At 39.3% G+C, this 13,166-nt stretch carries 15 protein-coding genes and 1 pseudogene; 13 read left to right on the top strand and 3 right to left on the bottom strand.

All coding sequences use genetic code 11. The annotated features are described in order from the left end of the window. Nucleotides 1-31 precede the first annotated feature (31 nt). Nucleotides 32-232, bottom strand: coding sequence for a YdiK family protein (locus BLT18_RS15835; protein WP_091276209.1), 201 nt, complete (start codon nucleotides 230-232; stop codon nucleotides 32-34). Next, complete coding sequence (locus BLT18_RS15830) at nucleotides 229-945, bottom strand: CPBP family intramembrane glutamic endopeptidase (RefSeq protein ID WP_091276206.1); 717 nt, start codon at nucleotides 943-945, stop codon at nucleotides 229-231. Before BLT18_RS15830 ends, BLT18_RS15835 begins: the two co-directional genes overlap by 4 nt. Before the next feature lie 355 nt (nucleotides 946-1,300). On the opposite strand from BLT18_RS15830, the gene groES reads away from it, so the two are divergent. From groES to BLT18_RS15755, 13 genes and pseudogenes are all read left to right on the top strand, one after another. After that, nucleotides 1,301-1,585 (top strand): co-chaperone GroES, encoded by a 285-nt coding sequence (groES, locus tag BLT18_RS15825; protein WP_091276204.1) that lies wholly within the window; start codon nucleotides 1,301-1,303, stop codon nucleotides 1,583-1,585. Between the two features lie 48 nt (nucleotides 1,586-1,633). Next, nucleotides 1,634-3,277, top strand: coding sequence for a chaperonin GroEL (groL, locus tag BLT18_RS15820; protein WP_091276202.1), 1,644 nt, complete (start codon nucleotides 1,634-1,636; stop codon nucleotides 3,275-3,277). Between the two features lie 1,219 nt (nucleotides 3,278-4,496). Then, nucleotides 4,497-5,054, top strand: a complete 558-nt coding sequence (locus BLT18_RS15805) for a DUF5412 family protein (protein WP_091276194.1) — start codon at nucleotides 4,497-4,499, stop codon at nucleotides 5,052-5,054. Nucleotides 5,055-5,172: 118 nt separating this feature from the next. Further along, the gene (locus BLT18_RS15800; protein ID WP_245705295.1) at nucleotides 5,173-5,400 is read left to right on the top strand and encodes a hypothetical protein; all 228 of its coding nucleotides are present in this window, start codon (nucleotides 5,173-5,175) and stop codon (nucleotides 5,398-5,400) included. 89 nt (nucleotides 5,401-5,489) lie between these two features. Beyond that, nucleotides 5,490-5,696, top strand: coding sequence for a zinc ribbon domain-containing protein (locus tag BLT18_RS15795; protein WP_091276189.1), 207 nt, complete (start codon nucleotides 5,490-5,492; stop codon nucleotides 5,694-5,696). Between the two features lie 629 nt (nucleotides 5,697-6,325). Further along, complete coding sequence (locus BLT18_RS15790) at nucleotides 6,326-7,621, top strand: aromatic ring-hydroxylating oxygenase subunit alpha (protein ID WP_091276186.1); 1,296 nt, start codon at nucleotides 6,326-6,328, stop codon at nucleotides 7,619-7,621. Beyond that, nucleotides 7,618-8,202, top strand: a complete 585-nt coding sequence (locus BLT18_RS15785; protein ID WP_245705294.1) for an aromatic-ring-hydroxylating dioxygenase subunit beta — start codon at nucleotides 7,618-7,620, stop codon at nucleotides 8,200-8,202. The genes BLT18_RS15790 and BLT18_RS15785 overlap by 4 nt, the downstream gene beginning before the upstream one ends. A 94-nt stretch (nucleotides 8,203-8,296) precedes the next feature. Further along, a complete protein-coding gene (locus BLT18_RS15780; protein WP_091276182.1) occupies nucleotides 8,297-8,569 on the top strand; it encodes a hypothetical protein in 273 nt (90 codons plus the stop codon). A 42-nt stretch (nucleotides 8,570-8,611) separates the two neighbouring features. Continuing rightward, the gene (locus BLT18_RS15775; protein ID WP_175487566.1) at nucleotides 8,612-9,337 is read left to right on the top strand and encodes a gamma-glutamyl-gamma-aminobutyrate hydrolase family protein; all 726 of its coding nucleotides are present in this window, start codon (nucleotides 8,612-8,614) and stop codon (nucleotides 9,335-9,337) included. A gap of 4 nt (nucleotides 9,338-9,341) precedes the next feature. Further along, entirely contained in the window at nucleotides 9,342-10,838 is a 1,497-nt protein-coding gene (locus BLT18_RS15770; protein ID WP_091276178.1) for a glutamine synthetase family protein, read from the top strand. A 352-nt stretch (nucleotides 10,839-11,190) separates the two neighbouring features. After that, nucleotides 11,191-11,937, top strand: coding sequence for a FadR/GntR family transcriptional regulator (locus BLT18_RS15765; RefSeq protein ID WP_091276176.1), 747 nt, complete (start codon nucleotides 11,191-11,193; stop codon nucleotides 11,935-11,937). A 275-nt stretch (nucleotides 11,938-12,212) separates the two neighbouring features. Then, on the top strand, nucleotides 12,213-12,335 hold the full coding sequence (locus tag BLT18_RS18810; protein ID WP_175487565.1) for a helix-hairpin-helix domain-containing protein: 123 nt from the start codon (nucleotides 12,213-12,215) through the stop codon (nucleotides 12,333-12,335). A gap of 158 nt (nucleotides 12,336-12,493) precedes the next feature. Next, nucleotides 12,494-12,592 (top strand): annotated as a pseudogene (locus tag BLT18_RS15755) (IS3 family transposase); the annotation flags it as partial. A gap of 258 nt (nucleotides 12,593-12,850) precedes the next feature. On the opposite strand, the gene BLT18_RS15750 reads toward BLT18_RS15755, so the two are convergent. Further along, a partial coding sequence (locus BLT18_RS15750; RefSeq protein ID WP_139184756.1) for a MerR family transcriptional regulator occupies nucleotides 12,851-13,166 on the bottom strand: 316 nt, incomplete at its 5' end.

Below are 13,166 nucleotides of genomic sequence, written 5' to 3'. Positions count from 1 at the left end.
AAGCTTGGCACGGTTAGCCAAGCCTTTCTATTTATTCATTTTTTTTACCATCTTTGTTTGGTTTCATTTTGAAAAAGCGAATGCCGACCATAATATCAATGGCAGCCACAGCGGCAAAGAAAAATGTCCAAAAATCCCAAGACGACGCATTTACGTTCTGAATGGCTAAGTAAATAAACAAGGCGGCAAGCGCAAAATAAATCATTCCCATGGTATTTGGTGAAAACTTCATAGCAGCCATCCTCCTAGTATCAATTGCATAGTTTCGAGTTCTTCTTGCATTTCTTGCAGCCTGTCACCTAACAGCACTTGTACGAGGACAGCATACCCGTTCATCGCTACGTGTGCGATGATAGGAACAACGATTCGTCCTGTTTTTACGTATAAGAAAGAAAACGTAAATCCGACAGCAGTATAAATAAGGATATGTGTAAAATCCATGTGAACGACTGCAAAGATAAGGGAGCTGAGTAAAGCCGAAATGATAAAATTAAAACGTTTATAGAATGCCCCAAAGATAACTTTTCTAAAGACAATCTCTTCTAAAATTGGTCCAATGAGGGCAACAACGACAGCAAATATGGGAACTAATTGCACCATGTCAATAATTTCTTGTGTATTTTCTGAACCAGGGTCAATCCCGATTACATATGTTTCAATCAGAATCGCGATGTATTGTGCAATAAATGCCAAAAACACTCCGAAGATCGACCATTTCACGGCGTGGGCAGGAGATGTCCGCTGCATGCGCGGATGTGTATAACGTCTTTCCGGAACGAGAAATACCAGAATAATAATGAGTGCACCAATAAAGCTCCACATTGTCCAAGCTGCAAAACTTTCGGTGACAGTCAAGCCTCTCCCATACAAAAATGGCACACCGAAGATTCCGGAAACGTGCATAAGTATATATGTAATTAATATAGCCCAATAACGACTGTTCACAGTTTCCACTCCTCTATCTAGCGTCATATGTCCGTATTGTACCATACTAGCGGTGGAAACGAGAGCCGGCAGACTTGTGAAGTTCTTGTGAAAAATCACAGATTAAAAGCAAAGGAGAAAGGGAATCCTTGTACAGGAGTGTCTTTGCTGGCCAAGGCGGCGAAAACTGTCTAAAACTAGGGAAGAAAGATTTTAGAAAAAATTGCTCTTTCCCCTTGCAAAAAGAACGTGAAATGATTATTATAATAATTGGAATTAGCACTCGGTGAACTTGAGTGCTAATAATGAAAAACATAAGGGTGTTATTGTGAAAGAACAGTAACAGCCGTACAAATCCTAAAGGAGGGTGTTTACCTTGTTAAAGCCTCTTGGTGATCGACTCGTTATTGAACAAGTCCAAACAGAAGAAAAAACAAAAAGCGGAATCGTACTTCCAGATTCTGCGCAGGAAAAGCCGCAAGAAGGTAAAGTGGTGGCTGTTGGAAACGGCCGCGTAACTGACAATGGAGAGCGCGTTGCACTGGAAGTAAAAGAAGGCGATTCTGTTATTTTCTCTAAATATGCAGGAACAGAAGTGAAATACGAAGGCAGCGATTATCTCATTCTTCGTGAAAGTGATGTACTAGCTGTTATCGGTTAATAATGGGGGTCAAACCCTACATATTACATTATTCAGGAGGTTGAAACGATGGCGAAAGATATTAAATTCCGTGAAGATGCCCGCCGTGCGATGCTGCGCGGGGTAGATGAACTGGCAAACGCAGTAAAAGTAACATTAGGGCCAAAAGGCCGTAACGTAGTACTCGAGAAAAAATTCGGTTCTCCACTTATCACAAACGATGGTGTAACCATTGCTAAAGAAATTGAACTTGAAGATAACTTCGAAAACATGGGTGCACAGCTTGTATCAGAAGTAGCAAGCAAAACAAACGACATCGCTGGGGACGGTACAACAACAGCGACTGTTTTGGCGCAAGCTATGATTCAAGAAGGACTGAAAAACGTTACTTCCGGTGCGAACCCAATGGGCATTCGCAGAGGAATTGAGCGTGCTACAGAAGTAGCTGTGGAAGAATTGAAGAAAATCTCCAACCCAATCGAAAGCAGCGACTCTATCGCGCAAGTTGCATCTGTTTCAGCTTCTAGCGATGAAGTAGGTCAAATTATTTCTGAAGCGATGAACCGCGTTGGAAATGACGGTGTTATTACCGTAGAAGAGTCCCGCGGCCTGGAGACAGAACTTGAAGTAGTAGAAGGTATGCAGTTTGACCGCGGCTATGCTTCTCCATACATGGTAACTGATTCTGACAAGATGGTAGCAGAATTAGAAGATCCGTACATTCTTATTACAGATAAGAAAATCACAAACATTCAAGAAGTGCTTCCACTATTAGAACAAGTGGTACAACAAAACAAGCCTATCCTTATCATTGCTGAAGATGTAGAAGGCGAAGCACTGGCTACATTGGTTGTGAACAAGCTTCGCGGCACATTTAATGCAGTAGCAGTAAAAGCTCCAGGATTTGGCGATCGTCGTAAAGCGATGCTTGAAGATATCGCGACACTTACAGGCGGGGAAGTAATCACAGAAGATCTTGGTCTTGACTTGAAATCTGCAACAATCGATCAACTTGGCCGTGCTGGAAAAGTTGTTGTCAATAAAGACGACACAACCGTTGTAGAAGGTTCCGGTAAGCCAGAAGACATTTCTGCTCGTGTGAACCAAATCAAAGCGCAAATTGAAGAAACAACTTCTGACTTTGACCGTGAAAAGCTTCAAGAGCGTTTGGCGAAGCTTTCCGGCGGGGTAGCTGTTGTAAAAGTTGGTGCTGCATCTGAGACAGAAATGAAAGAACGCAAGCTTCGCATTGAAGACGCGTTGAACTCTACACGCGCTGCAGTAGAGGAAGGTATCGTATCCGGTGGTGGTACGGCACTAATGAACGTATACAAAGCTGTTCAAGACATCAAAGCAGAAGGCGACGAAGCAACTGGTATAAGCATCGTTCTGCGCGCACTTGAAGAGCCGCTTCGTCAAATCGCACACAATGCTGGTCTGGAAGGATCCGTTATTGTTGAGCGCATGAAAGGCGAAGAAGTAGGCAAAGGATTTAACGCTGCAACAGGCGAGTGGGTAAACATGGTTGATGCTGGTATCGTGGACCCAACAAAAGTTACTCGTTCTGCATTGCAGCACGCATCTTCCGTATCCGCTATGTTCCTCACAACAGAAGCGGTTATCGCCGATCAGCCTGAAGAAAATGACGGCGGTGCTGCCGGCGGCGGAATGCCAGACATGGGCGGCATGGGCGGAATGGGCGGCATGATGTAATTCATGCTTCCATACCCCTTATGTATCAAGGGTGTGACTCGCTAAGGAAGGCTGAAATGGGGCAAATGGTCACATTTTGGTCACAACGGAATATATTTTTATTTCAAGCTTCTCATGAGTTCATTGAACTTGTGGGAAGCTTTTTCTTCTACTTTTGGGGTGATATATGTACATAAATATTCAAGAACCGGATGGCAGCATGGACGTGTTGACCTATAAGAATGCACTTAGCTTTCAAAAACCAATTATCAAAACCCAAGTAGAATATTGTAAAGACAAAGCAAAATCAAAAGAGGTTCAACAATTATCAGGCGCACATACTATGGATGCGAATTGCCTCATCACATGTACTGGAATTTTACATCCAACGTCATCAATGTGGCTAATCAATATATTGTAGAATGGCATAAACAACCCTGCATACAACAAAAGCTTTATTGCCTTTAAGAAAGATGTATGTGCTTGAATAGCTCTGTGAGGTCCAACTTCATTACTTTCACTTAGATAAATATTTAAAACAAATGAATTTGTTTGTGTCCCCCCGACAGCATCCATTATTATTAAATACTATATTTTAAAGGCTAGTTTCAGATTGGGTTCGTCTTTTAGCTTTTCACTTTTTCCACCACTTAAAGAAGTAACCGATTGTGAAAATTTTGGAAATCTGAAACAATGGTGATTGAAACAGAAGGGGGAAGAGAATGTTTATATTTCTAATTATTGCTTTTGCTCTGCTAATGTCAACTTTATTTGCAATAGAGCGTAAATTAAGTAAGATAAATGAACAAAACAAAGAGATGATAAATCTACTTAAACAACATAAGGATGAATAGGTGATCCTAAGGGGCTTTCCAATAGGAGATGATCATTTGTTAATTAATATGAAAAAAAGTGATGAGCAGAAAGCAGGAGAACGAAAAGAATGATTGGATTTTTTTACTGCTGGTGGTTTCTTTACATTTGTACGAGGCTCAGGAGAAAGTATATATGCCCCCAAAAAGGCAGGAAAAAGTGGTTGAAAAGAATTATAGGTGCGATACTCATATTTGTACTATCATATTTTTCAGCATACTTTTTTCACTACGTGCACTATTTTAAAAACGCTAAAAATTTGTATGCATTTTCACTCTATTAAAGAACAGTTTACCTGAAGAATAGTATTGAAAAAATCATTATTGGAAAGGGAGATGAGCGTTATTAAACTTAAGGCGGAGGGATGATGATTTTAATTTTACTTGGTTTCTTCATTTCTTTCATTACTGCTATATCATTTTTGCTTCTGTGTGCTAAGATAACAATTTCTTTCATTAAAAAGAAACCTTTCCCTAAAAAATTGCTGATTGCAACGTTATCTGGGGCTGCTCTGGTGTCTTCCATTTACATATATGAAATGTACTTTTTTACATTTAGCGGAATGGATAGAGAATCCTTCCAAAAAGGACTTGGGCCTGTAACATCCCCCACTGAAGAATATACAGCTAATGCTTATTATGAACCGTATGGTGGTGCAGCTGGCGGTGTAAATGTATGGGTAGAAATCACAAACAATAATGAAGAAAATAAAATGCAAACTGTTTATCACAGTGATGCAAAAAGTAACTTTTCTATGGATTGGGTGGATGAAGATACCCTGTACATTCTAAATGACGAACCCAATTATCCAAACTCAAATAGAAGTATCAAATTAGAAATAGGGAAAGAGATTTATCATGAAAATGGCTTGGCTTGTAAAAGTTTGTTAATGAAAGACGAATATGAAACTTGCTACCAAAACTAATGTCTTTTATTGCACTCGGATTAACAGATGCAAATCAGGAATGAGCATTTTTAAAAAGAGGGGAGCTGATGCTTTCAGGATCTTTATTAATGTCTGTTATACCAGGGTTGTCATATGATTGATTACATGGTGGTGTAAGAGAATGAACTTTTCCCTGCTTGTACGAATAATACCAGGAGTTTTAACAGTTATAGTTGTACTTATTCTGTTTTACATGGGTGTTGTAAATATTAGAGGGGTCGAAGGTGGAGCCTATGGAATGCTGGCTTTCTTTTTAATCATTTTTGCCATCACTTCATTTATCATAGCTAAAAAGGCATTAAAGCAGGTTAAATATGACTTATGAGTTTGTTAAGCACCAGGGCGCTCTACTCGAATAGGCATTTGCTAATTTAATTCGAGTCATACGGAATAAAAAGAAAGGGATGAATGGTAATGGACAATAGAAAAGGATGTATTAAATGTGGAAGTACAGATGCAGATAAGAAAGATGTAGCAATGACTGGGACTGGTCTGTCTAAAATGTTTGATGTTCAGAACAATCAATTTACTGTTGTTTTCTGTAAACACTGTGGATACTCGGAGTTTTATAACAAGAATAGTTCAACTGGAAGCAATGTTTTTGACTTTTTCTTCGGATAACACTTGTTCAAATGGTGAAGGAAATTCAAAGATAGAGGCGCCCTTATCTGATAAGGCGCCTTTTCGTATTTTTTGCATAACAAGAAAAAGTTGGTCAAACCTTTTTCACTTGCCTCGTTGTTTGTTATATAGCAGCATTCTTCTTTGCTGCTTTTATTCTAGATAATATTTGGGCTGTTGTTACTCTTATTGCATTCGTATTGTCGGTGTTTATTACAGTTTTTATGAAACAGGAATCCAGAATGGAAGAATTAGAAAAGAAAGTGGAAAAGTTATTAAGTAACAAACAAGATTTATAATGTTTAAGAAAAGGGCAGTTTGGCGTAGTACTCCTTATTTTTGTAGTACATGCTTGTCCACTAGTATTGCAATAAGGTTAGGAATTCAATTTATTATTATTTTCTCATCGGAGTTATAAGAGAAAACATAGGCATAAGGGATCGCTAGATATGCTCCTTTTTGACTAGGTTTTATACAGGTCCCAATATTAAATGGGGTTAAATTTTCCGAATATATTAAATTGTACTATTAATGAACAATTAAAATGGCATTGGTATTGGTAGAATAGAATTATAAATGATAGAACACAGGCATGATGAATATTTATTAGGCTGAGGAGGGGGAAACACATGACGAAATGGGATTGGGACTATTTAATTCAAGATTATCGGGTCCATCGTTCTGTATACACAGATTCGGACATTTTTGCACTTGAAATGAAGAAAATATATGGAGACACATGGGTGTATTTAGCGCACGAAAGTGAGATTCCCAATGTGAATGACTATAAGACCACTTACCTTGGTCTCCGCCCTGTTATTGTAACGCGTGACAATGATGGAGCTATCCGCGCACTGTTTAATCGGTGCACCCACCGCGGGGCCACGATTTGTCGCATGGATAAAGGAAATACACGAAATTTTACCTGCCCGTATCATGGTTGGAATTTCGCTAATGATGGTAGATTAGCTGGTGTACCGTGGAAACAAGGCTATGAAACATCTTTTGATAAAAATGAATTGAATTTAAAGCAGTTGGCAAAGGTAGAAAGTTACCGTGGTTTTATTTTTGGGACAATAAATGAAGATGCTCCTAGCCTGCAGGACCATCTTGGCAATGCCAAAGAGTTGTTGGATGAATGGATCGACCGGTATGATGGTGAAATAGTTGTTAGAAGTAATGCGCACCGTATGGTATTAGATGGGAATTGGAAATTTGTATTTGACAATGCTGCGGACGGATATCATGTTTCATTTTCGCACCGATCGTTATTAGCCGTTGGCAACAGATATAACAATGAAAAAGATAAAGATATGACTTATTTTGGGAAGAATCCAGATAGTTCTCCGATGTATGTCCAGTATTTAGGAAATGGGCACGTGTTTTTGGATCAGCGTCCTATGTATGATCAAGTGGGTGATCGTTGGGAACAGCAGCGTCCACAGCCTGGACGGGAAGCTTATGAAAAGGAGATCAGAGAAGAATATCAGAGCCAAGCCGATCATTATTTAGATTTGACCGCTGGTGCACAAATGAACTTATCGATTTTCCCCAATTTGCTCATTATTGGAAATCAGATTCAGGTGATTGAACCCATTGCTGTGGACCAAACACGATTGACATGGTATGCAACGACTGTTGATAATTTGCCAGATGAAATTAATACATTACGGATGCGGTCACAAGAAGACTTTCCTGCATTCGGAGAACCCGATGATGTAGCGAATTTTGCAGAGTGTCAACGGGGATTGAGTATTCCAGAAGTAGAGTGGGTGATGTTTAATCGAGGATATAACGTGCCGGATCGGCAAAAGGTGGATGAAAGAGGAGTAATTACAGCTCCTGTCACGGATGAAACACCGATGAGAAATTACTTTCAAGAATGGAAGCGCTTACTAACTATGGAAAGGAGCAAAGTAAATTGACTGAAATAGAGAACACTTCGTTTACCTCATTTTATGTTACAGCGCAGTTTTATGAAAATGTTTTAGCTGATGTAAAAAAATTAGAAAGTGATTTTTCTTTTCTTCCCATAGAGAGGAAAGAGGAAGCCGAACGTATTTTATTTAAGGAAGCGCGGCTCTTGGATGAATTACGTTTGGAGGAATGGTTATCCCTTTATAGTAGGAAGTGTTTGTACTGGGTGCCAGCCACTCCAGGAGGAGGAGACCCGCGAAAAGAAGTATCGCTTGCATTTGATGATCGTCGACGCTTAGAAGACAGGGTTTACCGCATTAGGACGGGGTATGCCTACTCGCAGCTACCACTTTCACGTACGAGACGCATGATTACCAATATAGAAGCCGCCGAAGGATCCAGTGAACAAGAATTACTAGTTAGATCTAACTTTTGTATTCATGAATTTCGTGTTGGGGAACTAAGAAGTTTTGCTGGCTGGACAGGATATAAATTACAAAAGGAGGATGAAGGTTGGAAAATAAGTTTGAAGATGGTGAACTTGATTGACGCCGACCAGGCTCATAAAAATTTAACCTTTATGTTATAACAATTTAAGATTGCTTGTTGGGATGAGAGGGCTGTTATGAAGAGAAACCCCTTCTGGAACAGACATAATATGACAACGTAAGGGGATGGATGGGATGACGGATAAGGAACATGCCTTAACTTTACAACTGGAAGAATTAACGAGAAAAGTGAAAATTCAAGATAAAATGATTGAAAAGTACAAATACTTTGTTAACGTTGTTTATGAATCAGAGACTTGGGAGTATAGTATATATGATGAAATCCCAGATGACACTTGGATTGCGTTGGACAAAAGAGATTATGAAAAAATAATGCAGGCATTAGCTGAATTAGATGAAATACGACCATGGAAAATGCCGTTGGAAAAACGGTTAGGGGGGAGATGAACACTGAAATTACTAGCTGGTGTTATAGGAACCATTTATGATTTGGAAACCCCTTTCACTCGAGAAGTAGAACTCGTTCGTCCGAATAACACCAACTATACAAAAGAACGAGTGTTGTATAATGCGGAAAATTATATGTCCTATTTAAACAAGGTGGGATGTCACGCTTGTCTCATTTCACCAAAAGAAGATCCTAGCATTATTGATCATTTAGATTTTATTGTTACTCCTGGAGGTCCTGACGTGAACCCAACTTTCTATGGCCAACCTTCGCATCCAAAGACACGTTTTGAAAAAAAAGGGGTAAGGGACAGATTTGAAAAAAGAGTGATTGAACTTGCGATTGAAAGAGGGAAACCAATATTTGCAGTATGCCGCGGTGTTCAAATCGTAAATACAGTGTTAGGTGGGACGCTTCATCAACATTTGCCGGATTGGTCGACTGAAGTAGATCACCGTTCTCCAGAGGGGCCTACTGCTTATACTCATGAAGTGAAGACGACGGGGTGGGTGGAGGACACTTTTGGAAAAAAAATTCAGGTGAATTCGTGGCATCACCAAGGGATTGACAAATTGGCTTCTTCTTTAGAACCGCTGGCTTGGTCATCGGATGGGCTAGTTGAGGCGTATGAAGCAACGCCGGAGTTACCATCATTGATTTTAGCCCTGCAATGGCATCCTGAGTTTTTACAGGACGAAGTCAGTATCACATTGTTAGCTCATTTTATTGATCGAGTGTCATCCCAACTAAAAATAGGGGGAGAATAATACGATGACTCACACAAGTGCTGGGTTTGTTGATATGCATAACTTGAGAAGCAAAGAAGAAAATGAAATGGTGGAGAAGATAAAAGCAACAATTAAGGAACAAGATATTCGTCTTATTCGTGTAGCTTGGGCCGATCAACACGGAATTTCACGAGCGAAGTCTATGACTGTGCCAGCATTTTTAGGAGCGCTAGAAAATGGGTTGGAATTTAATACGGGACCGCTTTTCTTTGATACTGGAAGTGCCATCGTATTTAACCCTTTCACAGATGGGGGAGGATTTGAGGTAGAAGAAATGACAGGGTGTCCTAATTATCGTTTGATTCCAGATCCTTCAACGTTCAGAGTCCTGCCATGGGCACCTCACACCGGATGGATTTTAACTGATGCCTATTTAAAAGATGGAAGACCTCTGCCCTATGACAGCCGTGGAATTCTACGAAAGGCACTTAAAGAGTTCGAAAATGCAGGTTATGAATACACAGCGGGAATTGAAGTAGAATGGAGCTTAATGAAAATTGAAGATAATAAACTACAGCCTGAGTATATGGGAAAGCCAGGTGTTTCAGCAGAAGCGCCTACCGTTTTATCATCAGGACGAGGCTATCAGTATCACTTAGAATCGCACCTTGATGAATCAGACGGTATTTTGCAAGAGATTGCTAATGCTCTCGCCTTGCTGGGCCTTCCTTTAAACACTATAGAAGACGAATGGGGGCCAAGCCAGCAGGAATTTACTTTCGCTCCTTTAAATGGTTTGGATGCTGCAGATACCATGCTGTTATTTCGAAATACTGTAAAGCAAATATGTAAAAGACATGGATATATTGGTTCGTTTATGTGCCGACCTGCCTTTCCAAATTTTGTATCGAGCGGGTGGCATTTGCATCAATCGATTAAAAATAGAGACACAGGTGTGAATATACTCAAAGATGAACGGGGGATTGAACCAGTCTCTCAAATTGGAAAACATTTTATAGGCGGTATCCTGAGACATGCAAGAGCAGCCGCTGTGTTTACCACTCCTACGATAAATGGATTTAAACGTTTGAATCCAAATTCGCTAGCACCAGACAGAGCGGGTTGGGGAGATGATAACCGTGGTGCTATGCTCAGGGTTATTGGAGCTCCAGGTGAAAAAAACATTCGATTTGAAAATCGAGTCGGAGAACCGGTTGCAAATCCTTATTTATATTTAGCCTCACAAATTATGGCTGGTCTCCATGGCATTCAGGGAGGAATTGACCCTGGTTTGCCAAGTAAAGAAGCTTACAATGACGAGCGTGAATTGCTGCCTGTCACTTTAAAAGAAGCGGTAGAAGCATTAAAACAAGATACTTTATATCGGGATAAAATGGGGGAGACGTTTGTGAACTATATTATTCAGATGAAAGAAAGCGAAATCTCCCGATATGAATCTTTTGTAACTGAAAACAACATACAAAATCATGAACAGATGGTGACTGACTGGGAACAACGAGAATATTTTGATTTATTTTAATATAAAGACAATACCGTACAGTAACGGGGGCGTTTGGGAGGAAGAGTTCTTCATGGCTTTATAATTATCCCATCCTGTGTAGGTGAAAAATCAATTAATTACGTTGATGTTTAGGCAGCCAATTGCATAAAAGAGAAAGGATTATATTATATTGACCTTAAGGTATTTATAGGTTGTCGAAACCTATCAAGCCGTATACTCAGTGAAAGCAATATATATTGAGAGTGATATTCGAGCTGGACAACGTGAATATACAAAAGGAAGGGACAGGCCCAACCTAAAATAGAGATTGAATAGTAAAAAATAGAGAAAAAGTTAGAAATAAATAATTGTATTGGAGGAGGTTATTAAAATGATCTCCAAAAAAAATGATTTCCTAGGTGATTTTGAAATATACAGTGTAACAGAGCAAATAGCTGATTATATTAAACAAGCAATTGTGTATGGAGACCTAACAGAAGGCGAGAAATTACCTAGCGAAACAGTAATGGCAGAAAGGTTAAACGTAAGTAGAAATACGGTAAGGGGGGCATTAAATTTACTTTCCTCCGAGTATTTAATAGAGACAAGATCTGGTAGAAGCGGCGGACATTATGTTGCTATAGTTACGGAAGATGCAATCAAACAAAATTTTGGCGACTCTTTAAACTTGTCTGTAACCCTAGGTGGGGTAACTTTGGAAGAAGTTATTGAAATGCGAAGAATTATTGAAGTTGAAGCAGCATATCTGGCAGCTTTACGGAGAAATGAAGAGGATCTACGCAGGCTCGCAGAAATTATAGAATTTTTAAATGATGAGCCATTAACGGACCTGTTGTTTTGCAGAAACAACTACAATTTTAATAATTATATTTCATTAGCAACAAAAAATAAGTTAATTAACTTGGATTTTATAGCGATATCTCGTGCAATAGTTCCATTATTTAAATATATTAATGTACCTATGCATTTAAGGAACACATTAAATAATGAGCTAGAGGGTATTTATATTGCTATTTATAACAAGGACTCCAGAGACGCTGCAGAGAGAATGAGTAACCATTTACATCATTTCGAGGAATTTTTTAAGTCCCTGCAACCATTCATGCACGTTAAGTGAACAAGTATTATGCAGTTTAGGATGATAAGTTTGTTTATCATTCCTACAAAAGGAAATGACCAATAAACTTTAAAATGAGGATTCACAAAGGTCCTGTATCAGTGGTTAAACAAGGTGCGGGAACTACAGGTAACAGTGTTTTTATATAGTTTTACGTAAAAGTAACTCCTAATTCTTACACCGTTTCAGCCATCTCTTGGATAGGAGATGGCGTAGAAAATAATCCACTCCCTCAACCGGTTTCAGGATCTGAGCCGGCACCTTAGCCAATTAACGTGAACACCGCTGGGTATGCAGAACTGCAAAAAATCCAAAGCATCGGATCACTGATTAATCAGAATACCATTGATTATAGAAATACCAGTGACCCGTTTGAATCTATTGAACGCATATGTTGACCTAGCTACACTAAATGAAATGCAGCCTTATATCACACTATGAACTGTTAACGAAGCTAGAGGACAAAGGTGATGACAAAGAAGCATCTCTTAACTTTGTTATGCGGCCTTTATAAAAAGAAAGGGGTTTTTGACAGCCCCTTTCTGAACATTAAGTGGTCCATGAAGCTACCTTTAAGACCATCAAAACAGAGTTCATCCACAGCCGCAGCTTCCCTAACCAGTACGAATTTGATCTTGAACTTTTTGATTACGTTGTAGAATAAAATGCGACCAACCTTGATGACATTAAATGTTAAAACCGTCTGATGCTACAACTCAGAGTAAACAATTTACGACGAGAAGGTGCTTTGTTTATTCTACAATTCATCATTATGCTGCTGGTGACAGTTTCACTGGAATTATCCAGCGTTTAACTCCTTATGATACGTAATTCTGAAAATAATACGTCATTTATCGCTGAAATTCACTACGAATCATCCTATACCCTTTAACCCGTGCAAACAACGTTCTATTCATTCATTAGTGATAGGAATTTCTACTTTATTAGGTTTATGGATGTCTTCGGTTCCAGCTTCCAATGCTGTCTTGTAATAGGAGCATTTATGCTCGATGAGTTCCATTGTTTTTTGAAGTGCTGCCATCTGTGCTTCTACACTGGCTTTTCGTTCGAGAAACATGTCATACCGTTGCTGCAAGGTAGAATCCCCCTCAGAACACCAATCAATGAAAGTTTTAATTTCCTTAATAGGCATTCCGGTGGCTTTTAGACATTCAATCACTCGTAAAGCATCGATATCAGATTCTTTAAACAAGCGTGTTCCGCTGGCG

This window comes from Alteribacillus persepolensis, from assembly GCF_900099605.1.
Classification (GTDB): Bacteria; Bacillota; Bacilli; order Bacillales; family Marinococcaceae; genus Alteribacillus; species Alteribacillus persepolensis.
The sequence above is the reverse complement of the archived record's forward strand: the minus strand, read 5'-3'. Positions and strand labels throughout refer to the sequence as shown.